This window comes from Allosphingosinicella sp. (genome assembly GCF_036570505.1).
GTDB lineage: Bacteria > Pseudomonadota > Alphaproteobacteria > Sphingomonadales > Sphingomonadaceae > Allosphingosinicella.
The window spans coordinates 1-24,710 of record NZ_DATCYB010000020.1 but is presented as its reverse complement, the minus strand read 5'-3'; the positions used below and the strand labels follow the sequence as shown (position 1 = coordinate 24,710).

Below are 24,710 nucleotides of genomic sequence, written 5' to 3'. Positions count from 1 at the left end.
CGGGCATCGAGGCGCGGGCCGATGCGCTCGCGCGGATCGGCCGGGCGCTGGCGGCGGATGCCGACCGCCTGGCGCTGCTGATCACCCGGGAGACCGGCAAGACCCTTGGCGATTCCAAGGGCGAGGTGATGCGCGCGGCGCGGCTGTTCGACTTCTTCGCCGGCGAGAGCTTGCGTAATGTCGGCGAGCGCTTCGCCTCCACGCGCCCCGGCGCGACGGTCGAGGTGGATTATGCGCCCGTCGGGGTCGTCGCCGCGATCACGCCCTGGAACTTTCCGATCGCCATCCCCGCCTGGAAGATCGCGCCGGCGCTCGCCTTCGGCAATGCGGTCGTTTGGAAGCCGTCGGAGATCTCGTCCGCGACTGCCGACGCCCTGATGGCGATCATCGCCGAGGCCGGGCTTCCCGCCGGCAGCGTCAACATGCTGCTGGGCGCGGGCGGCGCCGGCAAAGCCGTGGTGGAGGTGGAAGGGATCGACGCGATCAGCTTCACCGGCTCGGTCGCGACCGGCGAGCAGGTGCGCCTCGCCGCCGGCCGGCGGTCCGTCCGAGCGCAATTGGAAATGGGCGGCGTCAACGGTCTCATCGTCATGGCCGACGCCGATCTGGACAATGCCGTCGACTGCGCGGTGAACGGCGCCTTCTTCGCCGCCGGCCAGCGCTGCACCGCGACTTCGCGCATCATCGTCGAGGAGGCTATCGCCGACCGCTTCGTCGAGGCGGTGAAGGCGAAGGTCGCGACCCTAAAGATCGGCGACCCGCGCGATCCCGCCACCCAGGTCGGTCCGCTCGCCGCGCCGCGCCAGAAGGCGCTCATCGCCCGCCAGGTAGCCGAAGTGGAGGGCACTGGCCTCAAACCCTTGTTCGGCGGCAGCGCGACCGAGATGGAGCATTGCTTCTATGCTCCGACGCTCTTCGACAATGTGCCGTCGGCGAACACTCTCGGTCATGACGAGATATTCGGACCCGTCGCCGGCGTCTTCCGCGTGAACGGCTTCGACGCCGCGATCGAGGCGCTGAACGGCAACCGCTTTGGCCTCTCCGCCGGCATCTGCACGCGTTCGCTGCTCCACGCCGAGGAATTCAAGCGCCGGGCCCGCGCCGGCATGCTGATGGTGAACCTTCCCACCGCGGGCGTCGATTATCATGCGCCTTTCGGCGGCACCGCCGCCTCCAGCTATGGACCGCGCGAGCAGGGTCGGGCGGCGCGTACATTTTATACGATCATGAAGACAAGCTATCAAAAGCCGCTATGATCTGTCCATGAGCAGCATCATCGTCCGCAATCTGTCCGAACAGCTCGTCGAGCTGGTGCGCGACCGCATTCTTTCCGGCAAGGTGGCCGCCGACCTAGCGATCCGTCAGGACGCGCTCGCCGCCGAACTGGGCGTGAGTAAGATCCCGCTCCGCGAGGCCCTGACACGGCTCGAGCAGGAGGGGCTGATCCGCTCCCAGGCCAATCGCGGATACTTTGTAAGGTCGCTTTCGACCCAGGAAGCCGAAGAAGTGTATGCCCTCAGACTGAAGCTGGAGCCCGAGGCGGTCGCGCTGGCGGCGGTGGAGGCGAAGGAGGAGGAGCAGGCGGCGGCGCGCCAGGCGCTGGAGGCGCTGGACCGCGTCACCGAAGCCCATGGCGAGAGCGTCGGCGCCTTCAATCGTGCTTTCCATCTCGCCCTGGTGCGGCCGGCGATCCGGCCGATCACCTTCAGTATCATCGAACGGCTTCACATTCTGTCCGAGCGCTACGTGCGCAAGCACCTGGAGCCCTCCGGCCGCGACGAACGCGCCAATGACGAGCATCGCCGGATGCTCGAGACCTGGCTGGCGCGCGATGGCAAGGCCGCCGCGGCCCTGACCCGCACCCACATCGAGCAAACATTGAAGGATCTGCGCCGGCAGCTGTCGGCGGAACGGAAAGACAAGAAGCCGGAATAATCCGGTCGCATATATCCAGCAGAGAGGAACACCGAAGTGGCGCAAAGTATCTTTGGCCCGCGCAAGCCGCTGCACGCGGAAGGCACGCACGAGCCCGATCGAGTTTTGAGGAAAACGCTGAGCTGGCCCCATCTGGTGGCGCTGGGCGTCGGCGCGATCGTCGGCACGGGCATCTATACGCTGACCGGCGTCGGCGCGGACCGCGCCGGCCCCGCGGTGATCCTCGCTTTCGCCATCGCCGGCGCGGTCTGTGCCTGCGCGGCGCTCGCCTATGCCGAGCTGGCGACGATGATCCCGACCTCTGGAAGCGCCTATACCTACACCTATTCGGTGCTCGGCGAGACCTTGGGCTGGATCGTCGGCTGGAGCCTGGTACTCGAATATTCGGTCGCGTGCAGCGCCGTCGCGGTCGGCTGGTCCGCCTATCTGGTGGGATGGCTCGAGGCGGCGGGGATATATCTTCCACCCGCCCTCCTCGTCGGACCCCATGAAGGCGGCATCGTCAACCTGCCGGCCGTGGCGGTGGCGCTTACCATCGCCGGCATGCTGATGGCGGGCACGCGGGAAAGCGCGACCTTCAACATCTTCCTCGTCATCATCAAGCTGAGCGCGCTGGCGGTATTCGTGGCGCTCACCCTCCCCGCCTTCGACTCCGCCAACCTCTCGCCGTTCATGCCTTACGGCTTCGGCAGCGAAGTCCAGGGCGGCGAGACGCGCGGCGTGATGGCGGCGGCGGCGATCGTCTTCTTCGCCTTTTACGGCTTCGACGCCGTCGCGACGTCGGCCGAGGAAGCGAAGAATCCGGGCCGCGACCTCAAGATCGGCATCATCGGCTCAATGCTGATCGCGACGTCCATCTACATGCTGGTCGCGGTCGGCGCCATCGGCGCGATCAGCTACACGGTGTTGGCCGAGTCCGCCGAGCCGCTGGCCTTCGTGCTGCGCGCGCTCGACCATCCCGCGGCGGCTTCCGCCGTGGCGCTGGCGGCGATCGTGGCGCTGCCGTCGGTGATCCTGGTGATGATGTACGGCCAGAGCCGCATCTTCTTCGTGATGTCGCGCGACGGGCTGCTGCCGCGCTGGGCGAGCAAGGTATCGCCGCGGACCGGATCGCCAGTGCTCATCACCGGCCTCACCGGCCTGTTCGTGGCGGCCTTCGCGGGCTTTTTCACGATCGGCGACCTGGCCGAGCTCGCCAATGCCGGCACGCTGCTGGCCTTCATCGCGGTGGGCGCCTGCCTGATGATCCTGCGCAAGACCCAGCCCGATCTGCCCCGCGTCTTCCGTTGCCCGCAGCCTTATGTGGTGGGCACGCTCGCGATCGTCGGCTGCGCCTATCTGATCATCAGCCTGCCGGCGATCACCCTCATGCGCTTCGTCGCGTGGAACGCGATCGGGCTGGTCGTCTACCTGCTCTATGGCCGCGCCCGGAGCATGCTCACCCGCGACATACTTGCGGTCGAACGCTCATAAGAAAAGGGGGACGGTCCCGGGACCGTCCCCCTGAACTTGCCGTCCGGTGGGCGGCGTCAGGGCGCCGCGTTCTCGCCACCATCGGCGATGAAGCGTTTCATCCGCGTCTCCAGCACCGGCAGCGGCACCGATCCCAGGGCCAGTATCGCATCGTGGAACTTGCGCTGGTCGAACTTGTCGCCGAGCGCTTCCTGGGCGTCGCGGCGGTGGCGGCGAATCTGGAGCTCGCCGAGCTTGTAGGCGAGGGCTTGGCCGGGCCAGGCGATGTAGCGGTCGACCTCCGTGGTGATCTCATGCTCGGAGAGCGCGACATTCTCCGTCATGTAGGCGAGCGCCTTGTCGCGGCTCCAGCCATAATGGTGGATTCCGGTGTCCACGACGAGCCGCACGGCGCGCCACATCTCGTAGGTGAGGCGCCCGAAATTCTGGTAGGGCGTCTCGTAGATACCCATCACCGTGCCGAGCCATTCGGTATAGAGGCCCCAGCCCTCGCCGTACCCTGAGAAGTAGATATTGTCGCGAAAGGCGGGCCGCTCCGGCCCCTCCAGCGCCAGCGCCGCCTGGAAACTGTGCCCCGGCGTGCATTCGTGAAGCGCGAGCGAGGGCAAAGTGTAGAGCGGCCGGGCGGTCAGGTTATAGGTGTTGAAGAGGCAGCTTTCGAGGCCGCCACGGCCGCCGGTGTAGATCGGTGCCAGCGCCTCCGGCACCGGCAGGATGCCGTGGCGGAAACGGGGCAGAAAGCCGATCGTGTCCTTGAGCTTTAGATCGGCCTTCTTAACCCAGTAAGCCGCGTCGGCGAGCAGCTCGTGCGGCGTCTTGGCGTAGAATTGCGGGTCGGTGCGCAGGAAGTGCATGAACTCGGCGAGCGTCCCGTCGAAGTCGGCGTCCTGCTTGGTCGCCTCCATCTCGGCCTTGATCCGGGCGACTTCGCCAAGGCCGATCTGGTGGATTTGCTCCGCGGTCAGATCGAGCGTCGTGAATTTCGCGATCATCGCCTGATAATAAGCGGGGCCGTCGGGGAGCGAGGAGGCGCTGATGTTGGTGCGCGCGTTCGGCAGATATTCCTCGCGAAGGAAGCCGAGCAGCTCGGTGTAGGCCGGCACCGCCTGGCTGGCGATGATTGCCTTCGCTTCGGCGCGCAGCCGCTCCTGCTCGGCCGTGGGGATCGACTCCGGCATCTGCGTGAAGGGCTTGAACAGCGGGTTGGTCTCGTCCGCCGCGAGATAAGGCTCGATCGTCTTATCGCGGCCGGTGGCGGCGACCTTCGGCACGGTAAAGCCCCGCTTCAGGCCTGCGCGCATGTTGGCGATATGCTCGTCGAAATAGCGCGGCACGTCCTGCAAACGGCCGAGATAGCGGCGATAGGCGTCCGCATCCTCAAGTCCCGTACGCGGCGTGAAGCCGGTCCAGAAGAAGGTGTCGGCGTTGAACGGCGCCTCATAAAGCTTGTAGCGAAGATCGGCGACGAAGCCCTCGACCATCGTCTCGAAGACTTCCGCATTGACCTTTTCCTCCGCCGAAAGCTGGTCGCGCGGTATGCGGCTCAGCTCCGCAAGGACGTTGGTGTAGTAATCGAGCCGCCGTTGCTGGCTCGCCGCATCCACACGTTCAAAATGATCGGCGGGAATGGGGCGTCCGTCTTCGTTGGGAAGCAGCGCCTCTTCCTTGAGACGCCAATCCCATTCGGCGTCGTAAAGCGCCTTCAGCCGCGCATCGGCGCTCCCTGGAACCGGCTGTTCCGCGCCCGCCGACTGCTGAGCCCAGATCGGTGCCGCCGGCGCGGCGATCATGAGGGCCGTCGCCATCGCGGCCCAGGATACAGTCTTCATCATTATGCCCTCCTTGCGTCCTCTTATCGGGTGAGGTCGACCGCCTCGATCTTCATCGGGCCGGGCGGGATGTTCCGCTCGGCTTTCTGTCGCGCCACCCTATCGCGCACCTCGGCGCGCAGCTCGCGGGCGTCGTAGATGATGCCGTCCTTGATCGTGTAGCGCACGCCGCCGACGCGCTCGACCTTGCCGGTCTCGTCATTGAGTTTCAGCGTGCCCGTGCCGAACAGCAACTTCAGGTTCGCGACCGGATTGCCCTCGACGACCACGAGATCCGCCTTGCGCCCGACACGGACGGTGCCGAGCTCATCGTCATGGCCGAGCGCTTCCGCGCCCGCCTGGGTCGCGGCGTGGATCACTTCGAGCGCGCTGAACCCGGCCTCGCGCAGCAGCTCAAGCTCCTGGATGTAGCCGAACCCGTAGAGATTGTAGATGAACCCGCTGTCGCTGCCGACGGTGACGGTGCCGCCGCGGTTCTTGTAGTCGTTCACGAACCGCATCCAGCGACGGTAATTATCCTTCCACGCCACTTCGTCCTCGGTCGTCCAGTCGAACCAGTAGGAACCATGGTTGGTGCGGCTCGGGCGATACCAGTCCCAAAGCGACGGCAACGTATATTCGTCGTGCCAGGCGGCCCGGCTCATGCGCATGAAGTCGCGGCTGGTGAGATAGGCGGTGAAGGTGGGGCTGAGCACGAAATCGCGCTCCAGCAGCGCCTCCATCACCCGGTTCCACGGCTCCGATCCGGGCTCCGCCGCCTGCCGCCAGAGCCGTCCGGCCTGGCCGAAGCGCATCTGCTCGTCATTGTTCACATAGTCGGTCGGCCAGTCCTGCACCGCCTGGTCGGTGAACATCGCTTCCGGAAGCCCGTACCAATGTTCCATGGAATCGAGGCCGTGGGCGGAGGTCTGGAGCACATCGGCATAGGCGACGACCTGCTGGGCATGGTGCATGGTCGTACGAAGGCCGACTTTCTCCGCCTCATCGAGCGCGGCGTAGAGCACGTCCTCCTCGCCCCCGATGAACTTGATGCCGTCGGCGCCGCGACGCTTGGCCTCGCGCACCGCATGGCGCGCTGTCTCGGGATCGTTGACCGGCTTGTCGAGGATGTCGTGGAACATCGGATAGATGTCGATTCGGGGCGCGACGATCTCGTTGTGCTCGCTACGGCGCTTGATGTCGAGCAGCCACTCGATCGGCCGTCCGCTGCTGCCGACGTCGCGCACCGACGTGACTCCGTTGGCGAGCCACAGCTTCAGCACATATTCGGAGGGAACGTTCTGGCCGTCCTCCAGGCTGTGCAGGTGGACGTGGGAGTCGACGAAACCGGGGAGGACGTAATGGCCGGTGAGGTCGATTTCATAGTCTCCCGGCGCGGCCCGGCGGTTCTCGTCGATGGCGCCGGGTGCGCCGATCGACTTGATCTCGGCGATGCGATCGCCCGAGAGGACAATGTCATAGGGACCCTGCGCGGGTGCGCCGGTGCCGTTGACGATCGTAACGTTGCGAAGCACGACCCGCTGATAGGGGCCGATGCCCTCCGTGCGGGCGGAGATAGGATCGGCGACGGACGCGGAAGGGGCGGGAGCTGCGGCACTTGGTGTCGCCGTCAGCAGGGCAAGCCCGCTCAGGGAATGCAGCAGCGTCGAACGTAGGGTAGGCATGGCGCTAATCCTTTGCCGCCAAAATAAAGGCGCCGCCGAGGGGAGACTCGGCGGCGCAGGGGGACAAGGTCAAAAGTTGAAGCGCCCGCCGATGAAGAAGCGGCGCCCGATCACGTCGTAAAGCGAGGGATCGGTGTTCGCGTCGCCGGCGATGGCGGTGCCCAGGATCGGCGGCTTGTTGTCGAACAGATTATCGATGCCGCCGAACAGCTCAAGCTGCTCATCGATGCGGAAGACGGCCGAGGCGTCGACATACCATTCGGCGGGCGCGCCATCGACGGCGGCCACGGCGTCGGGATAGAGCATTAGGTCGCCGATCATGCGGCCCTGCAGCCGGAAGGTCAGCGGACCGCTGTCGTAGATGCCCGACAGGTTGAGCTTGAAGTCCGGCGTCGCGAACACGCCCGTGCCGGTGCAGCCGCCGCCGATGCGGCCGGCGCAGTCCCGCGGATCCTGTCCCGCGATAACCTGGGTCGAGCGCTCGAACAGCCAGCTCGCCACGGCCTGAAGGGACAGCGTCGCGCTGTCGCCCGCCAGCTCGAACATCCTTGGCAGGTCGAAACGGTAATCGGCTTGCACATCGACGCCTTCGACCTTCAGCGAACCGATATTCTGGAGCTGGGTCGAGATGAAATCGACCTGGCCGCTCGGCAGGCGCGTGATCGCCTGGCAGGTGGCCGAATTGATGTCGAGCGTGGTGAAGCAATCGGCGAGCGTCTGGTTGGCGTTGATGCTGACGATGGCGTCGTCGACCTTGATATTGAAGTAGTCGACGGTGAGGTTGAAGCGGTCGAGGAAAGGCGGCGAGATCACCGCGCCGAGCGTGAAGGTCTCGGACTTCTCCTCTTCGAGGTTCGGGTTGCCGCCGCCGTCGACGTTGAAGCCGAGCGTCGCCTGGGTGAAGGTCGGAAGGTCCGCGCGGGGTACGCCCTGGGCGACGCACAGGTCCTGCTGGGCCTGGGTCGGGTTGCGCGAGGCTTCGCAGGGGTCGCTGCCTGACGAGAAGCCGCGCGTGATCGGCGAATAAAGCTCGTTAAGGGTGGGCGCCCGGATCGCGCGGTTGTAGGCCGAGCGGAAGCGCACCCAGTCGACCGGCGCATATTCGCCGCCCACTTTCCAGGTGAAGACCGAGCCGACCGAGGAATAGTCGCCGTAGCGGGCCGCCGCTTCCAGCGAGAGCGCCTCGGCGAAGGCCATGTCCGAGAGGATCGGGATGCGAATCTCGCCGAACACCTCGGTGAGGTCGTACTGGCCGTTCACCGGCTTCTGAGAGACCGGGCCATATTCGTTGGCGAGGTCGAGCGGGCTCGGATTGAAGTCGTATATTTCCTTGCGATACTCGGTGCCGACCGCGACGGAGACCGGCCCGGCGGGAAGCCGGATTGGCTCGCCGCTGAGCGACGCGCCGGCGACGCGCCGTTCGAACGTCTCGTTATGGGCGCGGGTTGGCGTCAGATATTCGCCCGCCTCGGGACTGATCGTATCCAGGCCGAAAATGCTTACCGGAACGCAGCCCAGGGTCTGGACGCGGCAGACGACGTCGCCGTCCGCGTTGACGACGGAATCGAGGCCGAGGCTGAGGCGCGTCTGCGAGATTTGCCCGTCGATGCTCGTGTCGGTGCGGTTGCGCTGATATTGGAAGAAGGCGTCCCAGCGCCAATCGCTGCCGCCGATATCGAAATCGCCGCGCAGGCCGCCCGTCAGATTGTAGGAAGAGCGCTCATAGGAATAGTCGCGCGTGCCGAGTTCGTCAGCGCGGCGGCCCGCGCCGACCACCTCGGCGGTGCCGTCCCCGTCCGCGTCGAAGACATGGGCGTTGTCGATGAAGAATTGCCGCACCGTCGGCGAAAGGCTGGCGCTCGTCGCATAATTGGGAACGAGCAAGGTGGAGGACGGGGCACCGGGGGTCAGCGGCGTGAAGGAATCGGGCGCCTGTTTGAACTCGTTGCGCGAGTTGATGAAATAGGCTTCGGCATAGGCTTCCACGCCCGGCGCCAATTCGTAATGCGCGATGCCGGAAATCTGCGTCCGCTCGAGCGGGCGCAGCAGGAAGTTGTTGGCCGCGTAATTATACGCGTCCTGCGGCTGGCAGTACGGCAACACCGTCCCGTTGTCGCCGAAGCGGATGCCGGTCACGGCCGTGCAGGCGCCGCTCGGATCGAGGTTGGCGCCGACGAGGCTGTCGCGCTGCGACTCGCTCAGGGGAATGCGGGTTCCCGGAATGCTGCCCGACCCGCCGGGGACGAGCTCGCCGTTCACCGTGTCGAGCGGCACCTGGGCGAAGCCGCGGTCCGCCTGAAAGATCTCGTCGCGATTGGTGTACGAGGCCGACAGGGTGACGTTGCCAAGGCCGCCGGCCAGATTGGCGCCGAACGTCGCGTCCACCTTGTGCGCCGCGCCGTCGTCCCGGAAGGTCTGCCCGTATTGATAACTGGTCTCGAGCCCTTCGAAATCGTCCTTGAGGATGAAGTTGACCGCGCCGGCGATGGCGTCGGAACCATAAACGGCGGAGGCGCCGCCGGTAATGATCTCGACCCGCTCGACGAGAGCGTCGGGGATCGTCGCCAGGTCGACCGAGCCGTCGGCGTTGGCGGGAATGAAGCGGCGGCCGTTGACCAGGACCAGAGTCCGCGTGGAGCCGAGACCTCGCAAATTCGCCGTCAGCACGCCGGAGCCGCCGCCATTGTTGACGCTGGAGGTGTTTCCGGAGGCGAGCTGAGGGAACTCGTTGAGGGTGTTCTCGATGGTGACATTGCCCGAGAGGGCGATCGCTTCCTCTCCCACGATCGTGAGGGGGCTGGGAGCGGAAAGGTCGCTGCGAACCAGGCGGGATCCGGTAACGATGATGGCATCCTGCGCGGGAGCGGCGTCGGTGACGTCGGCCGCTTCGACGCTGTCCGTTTCGACAGGCGCCGGCAGCGCTTGCTGCGCGAACGCCGCTGGGACGGCCAGGACCGCGCTGCACAATATGGATGTCGTCATAAACGCGCGACGACACGGAATCGGCCTTTTGAAGGAACCCTTGATCATTGCTCTCTCCCTTTGCGCGACTGTTGTTTCTGCCTCGAAGCCGGTCACAGCTCAGGAGGCTCAGTCGTCTAATGTATACGAAATACGATATACTCACGTCGGCGGCTGTCAATAGCCGGTGGATCCAAAGGGGGAAATGAGCGGGCGCGATCTCGGCGCCGAGGCATGCTGGCTATCGTGAAGTGCGGCGGAAGTCCGAATCCCTCCCGCTCCGCCATTTCCATTCGCTGATCGAACTAAAATCGGTGTTCGTCGAAATCTGCTGCCGTCGCGCCGGTGCGGCGGCTTTTCTCGCGGAGCTTGCGATGCGCCGGCGCGAACCTGGACGAGGGAGAGGGGAATGCGACTATGGAACAAGCTCATGGCGGCCGCGCTCTTGATGGCGCCTATGGCGGCTCAGGCAGTGCCGGCGGATGTCGCGGCAGCGGTTGCCGTCGACGCGCGACCCGCCGACGCGGTGAAGCTGGATGAAAGCCGGCGGCCCGTCCAGGTCCTGGGTTTTCTCGGCCTCAAAAAGGGCGATCGCGCTTTGGACCTGTTCACGGGCGGTGGTTATTATGCGGAGATCATGGGCGGTGCGGTCGGGCCCGATGGAAGGGTCGTCGCCTGGGAGCCGACCAATTTTCACGATGCGACGGCGCAGGTGCGGTGGGAGGCGCTGGCGACGCGGGTCGGCAATGCCGAGCTCCTCGTCAGCCCGGCGGACGCGATATCTCTTCCGCGCGACAGCTTCGATTTCGTGCTGATGCACATGATCTATCACGATTTCTACTGGCAGAGCGAAGAGTACAAGTTTCCAAGGGTCGATCCGGCCGCCGTGCTGGCCGAGGTTTTCGCGGCGACGAAGCCCGGAGGGATAGTCGGTGTGGTCGATCACGCGGCGAACCCTGGCGGCGACACGCGTGCGGTTGTCGAAAAGCTTCATCGCATCGATCCCGCCGTGCTTCGCGCCGACTTCGAACGGGCGGGCTTCGTCTTCGACGGCGAGTCGGATCTGCTGCGCAACCCTGAGGATGACCATTCGAGGCTGGTCTTCGACCCCGCCATCCGCGGCCGGACGGACCGGGTCGTCTATCGGTTCAGAAAGCCCGAATAGCCGGGTCGGCGTGCGCTTTGTGCCTGAAAATGCTATGATAGCCCACTGCTGAGTCTCGGAGAAAGGAGACGGGCCATGGCCGAACAGATGGCTGAGCCGCGCACGGTCGTTGACGATGCGCATGAGCTGATCTCATCGCGGCGGGTCGAGGGGACTCCGGTCTACAACCGGAAGGACGAGCGGCTTGGGGCGATCCACTCGGTGATGATCGAGAAAAAGAGCGGCAAGGTCGCCTATGCGGTGTTGTCGTTCGGCGGCTTCCTGGGAATGAAGGAGCATGTTCATCCGGTGCCGTGGGAGATGTTGACCTATGACGTCGACATGGACGCCTATCTGGTCGATTTGACGCGCGATCAGCTCAAGAACGCGCCCACCCTGGGACTGGATGAAGCCGACCGGCCGCGCGACCGCCAATATGACGAGGAGGTTTCGGGCTATTACGGCACGATGCCGTGGTGGGGCCTGTAGGGACCTGGGACCCTAGTGTTCGTCGCTGTTTACTGGTGGCGGGTGCACCCGGGAAAGGAAGACCAGTTCCGCGAAGCCTGGCGTCGCGGTACCGAGGCGATCACGCGCCTTTACGGGAGCTACGGGTCGCGGCTGCACCAGGACCGGGACGGCCGCTTCGTCGGCGTGGCGGAGTGGCCGGACGAGGCGACTTGGCAGAAGGCGTTCGACGCTAGGATGGCGTATGACGATCCCGAAGCGAGGGCGATGTGGCTCGACGCCATTGCCGAGGCGCCCCGCGAGCCCGCCTTCACCATGACCGTTACCGACGACTTGCTGACCCGGCGGCCTCGATAGCGGTGGCATAAGTCGCGCAGTCGGTCGCGCTGAAACCGATGAAAAGTATCTCCGAAAAGAACGCCGGATGCTGGCGGAGCGTCTCGGCGACTGCTTCGGCCGCGATCGGGGCCGCCCGCTTCACGGGATAACCGTAGACGCCGGTCGAAATGGCCGGAAAGGCGATCGTGCGAAGACCATGCGCCTCAGCGACGCCGAGGCTGCTCTTGTAGCAGGCGGCGAGTTTAACCGCCTCCCCGCTCGTGCCGCCGCGCCAGACCGGCCCGACGGTGTGGATGACGAAGCGGGCGGGAAGGGCGTAGCCACGGGTCAGCCGCGCCTCGCCGACGGGGCAACCACCCAGGGTCCGGCATTCCTCCAACAGGCCGGGACCGGCCGCGCGGTGGATGGCGCCATCGACGCCGCCGCCGCCCAGCAGCGAGGAATTGGCGGCATTGACGACGGCGTCGACCGCGAGGGTCGTGATATCCGCCTGTACTGCGCGCCACCGGGTCATCTCGACAGCATAGCGACCGACTATTTGCGTTCGTTCCATCAAGCTTGAGAGATCGACGGCGCGATCGCTGGCGCGGTGAGCGTGACGATGACGGCCAGCAAGATGGCGAAAGCCGTGGCGATGCGGGTCATGCGATCTCTTTTCCAATGAGCATGGCACCGATGCGGCGCGAGGCGCCGTCGTAGAAGCCGGCTTCTCCTTCCCAGTGGCGCGGGTTGCGGAAGGTGCCGAAGATCATGTCCCAGAGCGGCAGGTCGCAGTAATTGTGGCGGTGAACGCCGCGCTGGTGGTGCAGGGTGTGGCTTTCCGGACGGATGATCAAATAGCCGAGCCAATGGGGCGTCTTGATGTTGGCATGCTGGAACATCGACAGAAATGTGACGACGACGCTCACCACGATCGCCGCCTCGGCGGAAAGGCCGAAGCCGCCGACCAGGCAAAGGCTGCCGAGCAGCGCCCAGCCGATCATGTCCAGCGGGCTGAAATAGAAAGCGCCCCAGATGTCTACCCGCTCGGCGCTGTGGTGCATCTGGTGGAGCCAGCGCCAGAGGACGGGCGTGGCATGCATCGTGCGATGCCAGGCGTAGACACCGAGCTCCAGCGCCAGCAGGCCGCCGGCGATCTGGAGCACGAGCGGCAAGGCGCTCGCATCGAACAGGCGATGGGCGCCGAGCAGGCCGTCCCACAGCGTTGGTGCGAAGGTGGCGACGGCGAAATAGAGCATCGTGAAGGCGACGCCCTTCAGCCGCCAGAAACGGATGTCCGGAAAGTCGCGCGAGCGGGCGATGAGATCGAAGGCGCAAAAGGCGCCGAACAGCCCGAAAGCTATGTAATGATAAGTGCCGAGCACGATTGCCTCCCCATGAGATTGAGGCGGACCCTCTAGGGATCGTGCGTTGGCGGGGGCGTTTGAACCAGCGTTGGAATTAAAGATGCGCTAGCGCGCCGCGTCCTTCCAGCGGCCGCTATTTTGATATTCGGGGCGGACGCGGGATTCGGGGAGCCGGTTCGACGCCAGCTCGATGAAGGGGAGTGGGCTGGGCGCCGACACGGCAGCGGAAGCGGTGGCGGGTGCGACGGAAGCCGGCGCTGGCACGGCCACATAGCGGATGAGCGCGGCCCGGCCCGGCTCCCGGCCCGAATAGGCCTGTGCGAAGGCCGCGGGCGCGCCGGCGCTTCCCGCGAAGCTGTAGAAGATATGGGAACCGATCACCGCCGCCCTGGCGAGCCCGGGCGCCCAATGGGGATAGATGCTGAGCGTATGATAATGGGTGGCGTGGCCGACGGGGCGATAAACCTTGCCGGCGAGAGCCTCGGCGGCGATGCGGCGGGCGCGGCTCCAGCCGCCTTCGAGAGGGCGGCGAGCGAGAGATCCGTCGCAGGTGAAGGTGAACTGGCAGCCGCCTCCGGGCTTCATCGGGCCCTGGTAAACGACGCCGCAGACGCTGCCTGGATAAGCCGGATGCCGGACGCGGTTCAGCACCACCTGGGCGACCGCGCGCTGGCCCTCCTCGCTTTCGGAACGCGCCTCGTAATAGACCGCCTCGGCCAGACAATCGAGCGCACGCAAGCCATCGAGGCCGGTATCGGCGCGGAAGTCAAAGGGCGCGGCGGCCGGATCGCGGAGGTCGAGCGCCGCCGCACGCGCCGGCGCGGGCGCCGCGGCGATGTCGGGCGGAAGCTCGATCGATACGGGCGCAAGCGAGCCGGCGGATTGAAGACGCCGAGCCACCGGAACGCAGGAGGCGGCCGGCACCAGCAGGGTGAGCGCCAGAAGCTCGCGCCGATGCCTTGCTGCCGTCTTTCGCCGCTGGGTAATGGCCATCGATGCGTCGCCCGCCTCGCCCGGTGAGCGCGGACCTTACCGGCAATTGGTGCTGATTTCGTTACGGCTTTTCGGCCTGTCCCGGCGTGGGACGGCCCCCGCCGAACCGATTAACCCCGCGCCCCTCGGATCGGATCGGCGTTCGGCCGCGTTCTCCCACAAAGACAGTCATTTATTCGGGTTCGGGAGTGTTCATGCGTAAGACTATGCTTGGTGTTTCATTGGCGGCCCTGATCGCCGCCACGGGCTGCGGCGAAGGCGCCGATTCAGTAGGGGCGCAGACGGCGGAGCTGGCGTTGTCGCCGTACGACGTGTCGTCCGAGGCTCTGCGCGGCGTCGTCTCGGACGAGCGGGTGAAGCGCTTCTATGAAGCGCGCCAGTGGCGTGCGGTCTGGACGGAAGACCGCGCGGAAGCGCTGGTCGCCGCGCTCCAGGACGCGCCTCGCCACGGTCTGAGTGGCGACCAGTTCCGCAAGGAGACGGCGGCCGAAGACAGCTCGGCGGCGCGCGAGGCCGCGTTGACCTTCGCCGCCATCACCTATGCCGACGCGCTGGCCAACGGCCTCGCCGACCCTACGCGGATTCGCGAAATCTATACGATCCCTGTGCCGAAGACGGATATCGTCGCCGGTCTGGTCAGGGCCCTGGAGGCGGAGCAGCTTCGGCCCTGGCTGGCGAGCCTCGCCCCCCAGGATGCCGAGTACAGGGCGCTGTCGGAAGCCTTCCTCAGCTACTCGCGGCGCGCGGCGGAAGGCCAATCGCTCGCCATCCCGGGCGGCGGCGCGATCCATGAAGGCAGCATCGATCCGCGCGTACCGGCGATCGAAGCGTCGCTCCGCGCCAACGGCTATCTCAGAGCGCCGCCGTCCGAGCCGTCCGAACCGAACCTGTTCACGCCCGCCATGGCCGCCGCGGTCGGACGACTGCAGCAAGATTACGGGCTGAAGGTCGATGGCGTCGTAGGCGACAATACGCTGGAGACGCTGAACGAGGGCGCGGCGGATCGGGCCCGCATCCTCGCCATCAACCTGGAGCGGCTGCGCTGGCTGGACAGAACGCCGCCGGCAACCCGGATCGACGTCAACACCGCCGCGGCGATGCTCGATTACTGGCACGAGGGCGCCCACGCGCACCGCGCGCGGGTGATTGTCGGCCAGCCGGGATGGGAGACGCCGCAGCTCGGATCGCCGCTCGTGCGCCTGGTCGCCAATCCCAACTGGACGGTTCCCAAGTCGATCGCCGAGGAGGAGATCATCCCCAAGGGCGCCGGCTATATGCGGGCGAACAACATGGTGTGGAAGGACGGCTGGATCGTCCAGCGCCCGGGCCCCGAGTCGGCGCTTGGCGTCGTCAAGTTCGACCTCGACAATCCGCACGCCATCTATTTGCACGATACGCCGGCCAAGTCGTTGTTCGAGGGCAACCAGCGTCATGCCAGCCATGGCTGCGTGCGAGTCCAGGATGCGGTCGGCTTCGCGCGGATGCTGGCGGAGCGGCAGGGCAAGCTCGACGAACTCGAGCGGGCAATGGCGAAGGGCGAGGAGACGTTCGTCGAACTGCCGAGGGAAATTCCGGTGCGCCTGCTCTACCACACCGCCTATGTCGGCCCCGGCGGCCGGGTGCTCTTCCGGCCGGATCCCTATGGCTGGGACGAGGATCTCGCCGCGACGCTTGGCCTGGAGGTGCGCGAACGTCCGGGCGCACCCGTTCATATCAACCTGCCCGGACCATGACTGTTGTGCCGCATCCGGAACAACGGGGTCCAATGCCAGTTTGATCGGCTAAGCGTTCCCAACCATCCCGATCGCAGCCGGAAGGGGCGCTTTTCGAGAAGGAGTTCGAGAAGGAGAAGGACCATGATCCAGAAGAAGACGCGTGTTTCCGCCGCCTTGGCGTTAGGCTCCGCGCTCGCTCTCGCGGGCTGCGAAACGGTCGCCGAGAGCGTCGATGAAACCTATTCGGCCAGTCTTTCGGGTGCGCAGGAAGTGCCGGGGCCGGGAGATACGGACGGCAGCGGCAATGCCGAGATCACCGTCGTCGATGCCGTCGACAATGTCTGTTACGAAATCAACGTCGCGGGCATTTCGCCCGCCAACGCGACCCATATTCATCGCGGGGCGACAGGTGTCGCGGGACCCCCCGTGGTGACGCTCGAAGCGCCGACCGACGGCGAGACCCAGGGCTGCACGCAGGCGCCCGAGGCTATCGCCGACGAGATTGAGGCGAACCCCGCGGGCTTCTACATCAACGTCCACACCGCTGATTTCCCGAACGGTGCCATCCGCGGCCAGCTCCGCGACTGGGATTGAGGGGGCCACAGGAAGGCAGCCAACGCAACTTATGGGTCCGTTGATCATTACGCCCGCATCACAATTTGCGGAAGGAACGAACGCGATGCGTACCATGCTTCTGGCTCTCGCCGGTGCGGCGACCCTTGCCGGCTGTTCGACCTATGGCACCGGCTATTATGACGATTATGGACGGTACGACTATAACCGACCGGATCCACGCTACGGCGGCTATTATGCCGATCGCTATTATCGCGACGATCCGCGCTACCGGGAGCGTCGGCTTAGCCGTAACGACCGCGTCTATCGCGGCCGCGACGGGCGTTATTATTGCCGCCGCAGCGATGGCACGACAGGGCTGATCGTCGGCGGGCTCGCCGGCGGCGTGCTCGGCAATGTGATCGCCCCCGGGGGTTCCGAAACGCTCGGCACGATCATCGGCGCCGGCGCCGGCGCGGCGGTCGGTTATGCGATCGAGCGCGGCGAGGCGCGCTGCCGCTGACCGTCAGCCGAAGCGGTAGCCCGAGACCGTCCAGCCGATGACGTGATCGCGGAAGACATGGCTGCCTTTGTCGGTGCCGCCCGCGCCGGCGGCAACCATCAACGGCAGGAGATGCTCCTCGCGCGGATGGGCGAGCCGGGCATGGGGCAGCGACTCCCAGGCTGCGAGCCGGGCATCGCGCGCGACCGGATCGGGATCGGTGACGGCGGCGGTCAGCGCCTCGTCGAAGGCGTCGGCCGCGCCCGCGACCGATCCGTCGCGCAGCCGCATGTTGTGGAAGCTCATGCCCGAGCCGACGATCAGCACGCCTGCGTCGCGCAAGGGGGCGAGCGCGCGGCCGGCGGCGATATGGGCGGCGGGATCGAGATCGCGGCGGAGCGAAAGTTGGGCGGTGGGAATGTCCGCGTCAGGCACGGCGACCTTCAGGGGGATGAAGACGCCATGGTCCCAGCCCCGATTCTGCTCCTCGCCGACCCGAAAGCCGGCGCGCTCGATCAGGCGCGCCGCCTCCCGTGCGACATCGGGCGCGCCGGGCGCGTCCCAGCGCAGGGCATAGGTGTGCTCGGGAAAGCCGCCATAATCGTAAAGGAGGTCCGGCCGCTCGCCGCTGTGGACGGTGAAGCCGGGCTCCTCCCAATGACCGGAAACGACCAGCAACGCCCGCGGCCTTTCGCGCAGGTCGGCGATCACATTGGCCAGGAAGTCGCCCATGCTCCGCCATTCCGGCGGCACGGGACCGTTCTCATTTAAAAAAAAGCAGGGGCCGCCGCCATGCGGCAGGAACAGGGACGGTTGTTTCATGAAACCGCAAGTGGTGCCGCCCGATGATTCCCGGAAGAGGCTTTTAGGTAAACATGCCGTTGCACCCAGCGCATCGCCCTCTCGAAACGAGGGGCACGGTGCGGGCTATTTGAAGATCATCAACCGGGCGGGGCCCTCGCGGTCGGTAACCGCGACGGTGATGTCGCTTTCGCTGCGCTGGAGACGGAGGCTCAAGCGCGAGTCGGCGAGGGTCAGGTCCGGAAGCCTCAGCTCGTCGAGGAAAGCGGGAAGGGACGGATCATTGAACAGCACTCGGTCCGACATGTGATCGAGTTCCAATCCGATCGATGCCGCGAGCAACGCGAAGGGAGCCGCTGCCGCCCAGGCCTGGGGCGAGCAGGCGACCGGATAGGCGGTGGGGCCGCGGCGCGGCCGGCGGGGAAAACCGCAGAACAGTTCGGGCAGGCGACCCAGATCCTGATAGCTGGCGGCGGCGAATAGCCCCTCGAATATACGAGCGACTTCGGCCTTGTGCCCGTAGCGGGCGAAACCTATGGCGATCAGTCCGTTGTCGTGGGGCCAGATCGACCCGTTATGGTAGGACATGGGATTGTAGCGCGCTTCGCCGGCGGCGATCGTGCGTATGCCCCAGCCGCTGAAGAATTTGGGCGAGGTAAGGAGCCGGGCCACGCTCGCCGCGCGGTCGGGCGCGGCGATCCCGGTCAGCAAGGCATGACCGGCGTTGGAGGCGAGAACGCGACAGGGTTCCTTGACCCCGTCAAGCGCCAGCGCGTAGGTGCCGAGCCCGTCGATCCAGAATTGCTCTTCGAACAATCGCCTGAGCGCCTCGGCCTGGGCGTGAACGTACTCCGATCTGTCCCTTTCTCCAAGGGCGCCGGCGAGCTGGCCGGCGGCGCGGCGGGCGGCATAGACATAGCCCTGCACCTCGCACAGCGCGATCGGGCCCTCCGCCAACGTCCCGTCCGAATGGAAGATGGAATCGTGGCTGTCCTTCCATCCCTGGTTGGCGAGGCCGCGGTCGGTCATCCGGCTATATTCGACGAAGCCGTCGCCGTCGGAGTCGCCGAACGTGTCGATCCATTCGAGCGCGGCGAGGATGTTCGGCCAGATCATCCGGATCGTCTCGAGATCGCCGGTCCGGCGGTAATAATCGCCCGCCAGCATGACGAAGAGCGGCGTGGCGTCGACGGTGCCGTAATAGCGGCGGAACGGAACTTCGCCGAGCCGCGCCATCTCGCCCCCGCGCATTTCGTGGACGATCTTGCCAGGCTGGGCGTCGGCGGCGTCGTCGATCTCGGTCGCCTGGGTAAGCGCAAGCGCCTTCAGCACGCCCTTGGCGATCTCCGGCGCGTTCCAGACGAGCTGGAGAGCGGTGATGATGCCGTCGCGGCCGAAGATCGTGCTGTACCAGGGCACGCCCGCATAGGGATAGAAGCCATATTCGGTCCAGGTAAGCAGCATGTCGAGATCGGCCGTCGAGCGGCGCAGGATCGCGTCGAACAACTCGTTTGAGCTGGTGATGTGGCCGAGGCGGCGGGTCCGGCCGCGCGTCTCCCGCCTTATCCGGCGATAGGCGGCGAACGTCGTCAGCGTCTCCGGGGTTTCTCGCTCGGCATGGCCGCAATCGATCCGTACGCGGATCGCCGCGCGGTCCTTCTTGCCCAGATCGACGTCCCAGTGGGCCGAATGTGGGGTAAGCTCGGCGGGCGCCGGATCGAATTCCACGGTGGTCGTCCGCTCGATTCCGTCAAGTCCCAGATAGAAGAAGCGGACGGCCCGATCGGAAATCAGTTCGACGTGCAAGGTGCCGTGGCGTTCGCGCTCCTCGCCGCGAACCTCGAAGAGATCGGCGAAATCGGCCGCGTAAGAGATTTCGACCGGAAGAAGCTCCGGCACCGCTTCGTAGCTTCGCAAGGTAATGCGCTCGTGGCAGCTGGCGTCGCACAGGAATTTGAGCCGATTCACGAACACCGTGTCGCGCGGCAGCGCGATCTTGCCGTCCGCTCCCTGGACGTCGGCATTGGTAAGGTCGACGAGCAGAGCACTATTGTCGTCGAGGACCACGGAATCGAGCAGCAGCGGCGGCTTGCGCCCGAGCCGCAGCTCGAATTGCGACAGATAGCGGGTGTCGAGGAAGAAGAGCCCCTCTGGGCCCTTGTCGGCCATCCTGAAATCGCCGTGATTGTTGAACACCCCGAAAAGGTCGTTCTGCTTCAGGGTCAGAAGCGGCCGGTCGACCAGGGAGGTCTCGGCCTCGATATAATAATCTTCGGGCGGCGGCGGCTTTTGAACGCGGGCGAGTTCGTTCATGCCGGTACGGCCAGATCGAAGGGGAAGGCGGGCCGCGCCGGCTCGGCGAGGCGGCGGTAGAGCGCGGCATAGTCGCGCGCCATGCGCCCGGCCGTGAACCTGGCCTCGAAGCAGCGACGCACCTCGGCCCGTTTCAGCGCCCGAACCTTGCCGACCGCCGCCACCGCCTCATCGATGCTGGCGACGATCAGGCCGTTCGTCCCTTCCCGGACCACCTCCGGCACGGAGCCGTTGTCCCAGGCGATGACGGGGGTGCCCGCGGCCATGGCCTCTATCATGACCAACCCGAAGGGCTCGGGCCAGTCGATCGGGAAGAGCAGGGCGAGCGCGCCGCCCAGGAAGGCGGGTTTCTGGTCATCGGATATCTCGCCGATGAACTCGATCAGCGGATGGTCGAGCAACGGCTTGATCCTCTCCTCGAAATAATCCCGGTCGACCCTGTCGACCTTGGCCGCGATCCTGAGCGGAACGCCGGCCCTCGTGGCGATCTCGATCGCGCGGTCGGGTCGCTTCTCGGGCGATATGCGGCCGATGAAGGCGAGATAATCGCCCCCCTCCGGCGAGAAGGGGATGAGGGTTTCCGGCAGGCCATGATGGATGGTCGCGACGAAATTCGCGTCCGGCATGGGCGTCCGCTGCGCGTCGGAGATCGAGACCAGCGACATCTCGGGGAAATTGCGGAACACCGGCCAGTAATCGGGAAGATCGTGGCGGCCGTGCAGCGTCGTCACGCACTTGTGCGCGACGTGCCGGAAGATGGGATATTGAAACAGGTCGGTATGGAAATGGATGACGTCGAAGGTATCGGCGGCCTTCAGCACGCGATCCAGCATGACCAGCGTATAGGCCGTGTGGTCGTTGACCCCGGCCAGCCTCAGTCCGGTGTCGGCGCAGGATACCAGCCGCGCGGAGGCGGTCGAATCGCCGCTGGCATAAAGCGTCACGTCGTGGCCGAGATCGGCCAGCGCCTCGGTCAGCCACCAGATGACTCGCTCGGTGCCGCCGTAAAGCTTCGGCGGCACCGCCTCGGCCAGCGGCGCGACCTGCGCGATCCGCAGCCTCTCCCGTCCCATCCGCCTCTCCCGATCCAAGGATACACCCGTTGAACGTGACGCCACCGCCCCGGTTCCCGCCGATGCGGCGGATCGACCGTCAGCCATTGCGAAGCACGCGGCACCATGTGAGTAACGGCTCATCAAAGCCAGGGAGGATATATGTTGCGGCTCGATCGACGCGATTTCGTGGGGCTGGCGGGGGCGTTCGCCTCGGTGCAGCTGTTGCAGGGCTGCGCGCCGGTTCGAGGCATGGCTCCACCGGCGGGCGACGCCGGAAGTGAGCTCCTGCTGTCCGGAATCGCCGAGCAGTTGCTGGCGGAATATCCCGAGAATGCGACCGCGCTCGGCCTCGACACAGGGGCACGGGCGGTCCTCAAATCGCAGCTGACCGACCGCTCGCCCGAAGGCCGGCGCCGGCTTGCCGCCGCGGCGTCCGGGCGGCTCGCCCAATTGAAGGCGATCGACACGAGCGGGCTCGATCCGCAAACGCGGATCAACGTGGAGGTGGTGCGCGCCGCCCATGAGCTCGCGGCCGAGGGCTTCGCCTTCCCGTTCGGCGACGTCGTCTCGCTGAGCGCGCAATGGTCCTATCGCAACGCGCCCTATGTGGTGGCGCAGAATACCGGCGCTTTCATCGAGATCCCGGATTTCCTCGACAGCAACCACAAGGTCGAGACGGCCGCCGACGCCGAAGCCTATCTCGCGCGGCTCGAAGCCTACGCGGCGGCGCTGGACGGCGAGACGGCTCGGCTTTCCCACGACGCCGGACTTGGGGTCGTCGCGCCCGCCTTCCTGCTCGACAAGACGCTCGGGCAGATGAAACCGGCCCGTGCCCAACCGATCGCGGAATGGACGCTCGTCACGTCGCTTGCGGAACGCACGCGGGAAATGGGCGGCGATTATGGCCGCCGCGCGGCGCTGATCGCCTCCGAAAAGGTGGCGCCCGCCATGGATCGCCAGATCGCGGAGCTGGAGCGCCAGCGCGCCCGCGCCACCCAGGATGCGGGCGTCTGGAAGCTGCCGGACGGCGAGGCCTATTATGGCTGGGCGCTGAGGGCGGCGACCACCTCCAACATGACGCCGGACGAGGTTCACGAGCTCGGTTTGGAGCAAATTCGCGCGCTCTCGGCGCAGATGGACCCTCTGCTACGCGCCCAGGGACTGACGCGGGGCACGGTCGGTGAGCGCATGACCGCGCTCGGCAAGAATCCTAAGCACCTCTTCCCCAACACCGACGCTGGTCGAAAGCAGATCCTCGACTATATCGACGGGCGCATCGCCGGCGTCCGCACCCGCCTGCCGCGCGCTTTCCATACGCTGGTCGAGGGCCGGCTGGTGGTGAAACGAGTGCCGCCGGCGATCGAGGAAGGCGCGCCGGGCGGCTATGCCGCGGCCGGCACGATCGACGGCTCGGTGCCCGGCCAATATTATATCAACCTGCGCGACACCGCGATGTGGCCGCGCTACGCGCTGCCGACGCTCACCTATCATGAGGGCATCCCAGGCCATATCTGGCAGGGCGAATATACATACGACCTGCCGCTCATCCGCTCGCTGCTCGCCTTCAACGCCTATTCGGAAGGCTGGGCGCTCTATGCCGAGCAGCTCGCCGACGAGCTCGGCGTCTACGAAGGCGATCCGCTGGGACGGCTCGGCTATCTCCAGTCCATGTCGTTCCGCGCCTGCCGGCTGGTCGTCGACACGGGGCTCCACGCCAAGCGGTGGACCCGCGACCACGCTATCCAGTGGTTCGCGACCACCAACGGCTCGACGGTCGAGGAAGTACAGGGCGAGGTCGACCGATATTGCGCCTGGCCCGGCCAGGCCTGCGGCTACAAGATGGGCCATAACGAGATCAATCGATTGCGCGGCAAGGCCGAGGCCGCGCTCGGCGAGGGTTATGACTACAAGGCGTTCAACGACGCCGTCGTAAAGACGGGCGGCGTCCCGATGACGGTGCTGGAGCAGGAGGTCGACGCCCACATCGCCGAACGGAGCGCCTGATCACGCCGCGTCGTGGAAGATGATGCCGAGGGTGTGGCGGCGGCCCGAGCGGATCGTACTCACGCCGTGGCGCATCTTCACACGATAGGGGCCGCGGCTGCCCTGCACGGGGCGCTCGTTGACGGCGAAGATCACCGCGTCACCCTGAGCCAGCGGCACGACCGAGCCGCGCGACTGCTTGCGCGGGCGCTGCTCGGTCAAAAGGAACTCGCCGCCGGCGAATTCCTCGTCGGGCCGGTCCAGAAGGATCGCCACCTGGAGCGGAAAGACATGCTCGCCGTACAGGTCCTGGTGGAGGCAGTTATAGTCGCCTGCGCCGTAGCGAAGGAGGAGCGGCGTCGGTCGCGCCTGGCCGGCTTCGTGGCAGCGGGCGAGAAAAGCGGCATGGGATTCCGGAAAGTCGACGCCGAGGCCGAGCGTGCGGTTCCAGCGGTTGGCGACCGGCGCGAGGTGCGGATAAAGCGCGGCCCTCAGATCGCCGACGAGCTCCGGCAGCGGATAGGTGAAATAGCGGTACTCACCCCGGCCGAAGCCGTGCCGCGCCATCGTCACCGTGCTCCGGAAGCGTCCGTCCTCGCCGTAGAGCTGAGCTAGTTCCTTGCATCCGTCCGGGCCGAGCAGCCGCTCCGCCACCGCCCATCCCTGGGCGTCCAGACCGCACTCGATCCGCGCCCAATCCACATTCTCTATGCTCTTCATCCTTTGTCCTTAGCCACTCCCGCGAGTCGCGGCATCCCGGCGCTTGTCGTCAAACATCCAGTCCGTCGCCGGTCCGCGCCTTGTCGGTTTGATCGACGACTTCGGCGTCTTCGTCGAACAGGCGCCTTCTCGTCGAAGCGTTCCGCATCGCCGTCGACGAGCCCGCGCCCTTCAGCGCGTCAGCGACTAGACAGGTGAAGTCGGCGCCAGACCGGCGAACGACAAGGGAGAGAAACGATGACTGCGGAACTATTCCGAACCGTATCGACCTGCGTTGCGGCCGTTTTCGTCAGCACCCTGCTGTTGACCGCCGCCACGTCCATGCCGACGGTCTTTTGAGCCGTCGGATGAGCGAGCACTCCATCTTCGGCGACACGGGAGGAGCGGGTCGCCGCGACCGTTCGTCCCGGGAACAGGAGCGCAAGCGCGCGAACCCTTCGCACGGCTTGTTCGGCGCGCGCCTCCTTCCGGAGGATTACAGGTCAAACGACCGCGACCAGGACGATCTTCCGCTCAGCCGCAGCTGAAGCCCGATTCAATCGAGGCCGAGGGCCTCCTTTACCGCCGCTATATAGCTCGGCCCGACCTGCACATGGGCGCCGTCGGCGAGCAGGAGCGTCAGCGACCGGTTGGCGCGCTTCACCTCCACCACCTTGTCGGGCCGCACGAAGGCCGAGCGATGGACGCGCAGCAGGGCCGTGCCCTTGAGCTTCTCCTCCAGCGCCGCCATGGTCGTCCTCAGAAGGTGCCCCTTCACGTTGGTATGGAGCAGCACGTAGTCGCGGGCCGCCTCGATCCAGTCGATGCTCTCTATCGGGACCCGCCGCTGGCCATGCCGCTCCGGGACCCAGAAGCCGTTATCGTCGAGAGCCGGGCCGCCCGCCCGGAGCGCCGCCACCTCTTCCTCCAGCTTGCCG

22 protein-coding genes are annotated in these 24,710 nt (G+C 66.1%); 11 read left to right on the top strand and 11 right to left on the bottom strand.

What is annotated here, in order from left to right:
* From VIR62_RS01615 to VIR62_RS01605, 3 genes are all read left to right on the top strand, one after another.
* Nucleotides 1–1,256: aldehyde dehydrogenase family protein (locus VIR62_RS01615; protein ID WP_431868118.1), on the top strand; the 1,256-nt coding region annotated here is incomplete at its 5' end.
* A 7-nt stretch (nt 1,257–1,263) separates the two neighbouring features.
* Complete coding sequence (locus VIR62_RS01610) at nt 1,264–1,935, top strand: GntR family transcriptional regulator (protein ID WP_431868117.1); 672 nt, start codon at nt 1,264–1,266, stop codon at nt 1,933–1,935.
* A 36-nt stretch (nt 1,936–1,971) separates the two neighbouring features.
* Nucleotides 1,972–3,408: an amino acid permease gene (locus tag VIR62_RS01605; protein WP_431868116.1), complete on the top strand. Its 1,437-nt coding sequence runs from the start codon at nt 1,972–1,974 to the stop codon at nt 3,406–3,408.
* Nucleotides 3,409–3,464: 56 nt separating this feature from the next.
* On the opposite strand, the gene VIR62_RS01600 is transcribed toward VIR62_RS01605, so the two are convergent.
* The 3 genes from VIR62_RS01600 to VIR62_RS01590 all read right to left on the bottom strand — a co-directional run bounded on the left by VIR62_RS01600 (nt 3,465) and on the right by VIR62_RS01590 (nt 9,883).
* Nucleotides 3,465–5,240, bottom strand: a complete 1,776-nt coding sequence (locus tag VIR62_RS01600; protein ID WP_431868114.1) for a DUF885 domain-containing protein — start codon at nt 5,238–5,240, stop codon at nt 3,465–3,467.
* Nucleotides 5,241–5,260: 20 nt separating this feature from the next.
* Nucleotides 5,261–6,901, bottom strand: coding sequence for an amidohydrolase family protein (locus VIR62_RS01595; protein ID WP_431868112.1), 1,641 nt, complete (start codon nt 6,899–6,901; stop codon nt 5,261–5,263).
* A 69-nt stretch (nt 6,902–6,970) separates the two neighbouring features.
* Complete coding sequence (locus VIR62_RS01590; RefSeq protein WP_431868110.1) at nt 6,971–9,883, bottom strand: TonB-dependent receptor plug domain-containing protein; 2,913 nt, start codon at nt 9,881–9,883, stop codon at nt 6,971–6,973.
* 388 nt (nt 9,884–10,271) lie between these two features.
* Between VIR62_RS01590 and VIR62_RS01585 the strand changes: the two genes are divergently transcribed.
* The 3 genes from VIR62_RS01585 to VIR62_RS01575 all read left to right on the top strand — a co-directional run bounded on the left by VIR62_RS01585 (nt 10,272) and on the right by VIR62_RS01575 (nt 11,831).
* Nucleotides 10,272–11,027 (top strand): class I SAM-dependent methyltransferase, encoded by a 756-nt coding sequence (locus VIR62_RS01585; protein ID WP_431868109.1) that lies wholly within the window; start codon nt 10,272–10,274, stop codon nt 11,025–11,027.
* 75 nt (nt 11,028–11,102) lie between these two features.
* Nucleotides 11,103–11,495 (top strand): PRC-barrel domain-containing protein, encoded by a 393-nt coding sequence (locus tag VIR62_RS01580; RefSeq protein ID WP_431868107.1) that lies wholly within the window; start codon nt 11,103–11,105, stop codon nt 11,493–11,495.
* A 15-nt stretch (nt 11,496–11,510) separates the two neighbouring features.
* Nucleotides 11,511–11,831 (top strand): antibiotic biosynthesis monooxygenase family protein, encoded by a 321-nt coding sequence (locus VIR62_RS01575; protein WP_431868105.1) that lies wholly within the window; start codon nt 11,511–11,513, stop codon nt 11,829–11,831.
* On the opposite strand, the gene VIR62_RS01570 is transcribed toward VIR62_RS01575, so the two are convergent.
* The 3 genes from VIR62_RS01570 to VIR62_RS01560 all read right to left on the bottom strand — a co-directional run bounded on the left by VIR62_RS01570 (nt 11,797) and on the right by VIR62_RS01560 (nt 14,152).
* Nucleotides 11,797–12,327 carry an O-acetyl-ADP-ribose deacetylase gene (locus VIR62_RS01570; RefSeq protein ID WP_431868103.1) on the bottom strand — a complete coding sequence of 177 codons (531 nt, stop codon included), beginning with the start codon at nt 12,325–12,327 and terminating at the stop codon, nt 11,797–11,799. The two genes, VIR62_RS01575 and VIR62_RS01570, sit on opposite strands and share 35 nt — an antisense overlap.
* 127 nt (nt 12,328–12,454) lie before the next feature.
* Complete coding sequence (locus tag VIR62_RS01565) at nt 12,455–13,177, bottom strand: sterol desaturase family protein (protein ID WP_431868101.1); 723 nt, start codon at nt 13,175–13,177, stop codon at nt 12,455–12,457.
* Between the two features lie 87 nt (nt 13,178–13,264).
* Nucleotides 13,265–14,152, bottom strand: coding sequence for a cell wall hydrolase (locus tag VIR62_RS01560; protein ID WP_431868099.1), 888 nt, complete (start codon nt 14,150–14,152; stop codon nt 13,265–13,267).
* A 194-nt stretch (nt 14,153–14,346) separates the two neighbouring features.
* Here VIR62_RS01560 and VIR62_RS01555 point away from each other — a divergent pair, with 194 nt between their 5' ends.
* The 3 genes from VIR62_RS01555 (at nt 14,347) to VIR62_RS01545 (ending at nt 16,942) form a co-directional block, all read left to right on the top strand.
* Nucleotides 14,347–15,885, top strand: coding sequence for a L,D-transpeptidase family protein (locus tag VIR62_RS01555; protein ID WP_431868097.1), 1,539 nt, complete (start codon nt 14,347–14,349; stop codon nt 15,883–15,885).
* A gap of 123 nt (nt 15,886–16,008) precedes the next feature.
* Complete coding sequence (locus tag VIR62_RS01550; RefSeq protein ID WP_431868095.1) at nt 16,009–16,461, top strand: CHRD domain-containing protein; 453 nt, start codon at nt 16,009–16,011, stop codon at nt 16,459–16,461.
* An 85-nt stretch (nt 16,462–16,546) separates the two neighbouring features.
* Nucleotides 16,547–16,942 carry a glycine zipper 2TM domain-containing protein gene (locus VIR62_RS01545; RefSeq protein WP_431868093.1) on the top strand — a complete coding sequence of 132 codons (396 nt, stop codon included), beginning with the start codon at nt 16,547–16,549 and terminating at the stop codon, nt 16,940–16,942.
* A 3-nt stretch (nt 16,943–16,945) separates the two neighbouring features.
* On the opposite strand, the gene VIR62_RS01540 is transcribed toward VIR62_RS01545, so the two are convergent.
* The 3 genes from VIR62_RS01540 to VIR62_RS01530 all read right to left on the bottom strand — a co-directional run bounded on the left by VIR62_RS01540 (nt 16,946) and on the right by VIR62_RS01530 (nt 21,108).
* The gene (locus VIR62_RS01540) at nt 16,946–17,743 is read right to left on the bottom strand and encodes a DODA-type extradiol aromatic ring-opening family dioxygenase (protein WP_431868092.1); all 798 of its coding nucleotides are present in this window, start codon (nt 17,741–17,743) and stop codon (nt 16,946–16,948) included.
* A 105-nt stretch (nt 17,744–17,848) separates the two neighbouring features.
* A complete protein-coding gene (locus tag VIR62_RS01535) occupies nt 17,849–20,035 on the bottom strand; it encodes an amylo-alpha-1,6-glucosidase (protein WP_431868091.1) in 2,187 nt (728 codons plus the stop codon).
* On the bottom strand, nt 20,032–21,108 hold the full coding sequence (locus VIR62_RS01530) for a glycosyltransferase family 4 protein (protein WP_431868089.1): 1,077 nt from the start codon (nt 21,106–21,108) through the stop codon (nt 20,032–20,034). Before VIR62_RS01530 ends, VIR62_RS01535 begins: the two co-directional genes overlap by 4 nt.
* 144 nt (nt 21,109–21,252) lie before the next feature.
* Here VIR62_RS01530 and VIR62_RS01525 point away from each other — a divergent pair, with 144 nt between their 5' ends.
* Nucleotides 21,253–23,094 (top strand): DUF885 domain-containing protein, encoded by a 1,842-nt coding sequence (locus VIR62_RS01525; RefSeq protein ID WP_431868119.1) that lies wholly within the window; start codon nt 21,253–21,255, stop codon nt 23,092–23,094.
* On the opposite strand, the gene VIR62_RS01520 is transcribed toward VIR62_RS01525, so the two are convergent.
* A complete protein-coding gene (locus tag VIR62_RS01520; RefSeq protein ID WP_431868088.1) occupies nt 23,095–23,793 on the bottom strand; it encodes a 2OG-Fe(II) oxygenase in 699 nt (232 codons plus the stop codon). It lies immediately after the preceding gene.
* Nucleotides 23,794–24,140: 347 nt separating this feature from the next.
* Between VIR62_RS01520 and VIR62_RS01515 the strand changes: the two genes are divergently transcribed.
* Entirely contained in the window at nt 24,141–24,320 is a 180-nt protein-coding gene (locus VIR62_RS01515; protein WP_431868086.1) for a hypothetical protein, read from the top strand.
* Nucleotides 24,321–24,328: 8 nt separating this feature from the next.
* Here VIR62_RS01515 and VIR62_RS01510 read toward each other — a convergent pair.
* A partial coding sequence (locus VIR62_RS01510; protein ID WP_431868084.1) for a LytR/AlgR family response regulator transcription factor occupies nt 24,329–24,710 on the bottom strand: 382 nt, incomplete at its 5' end.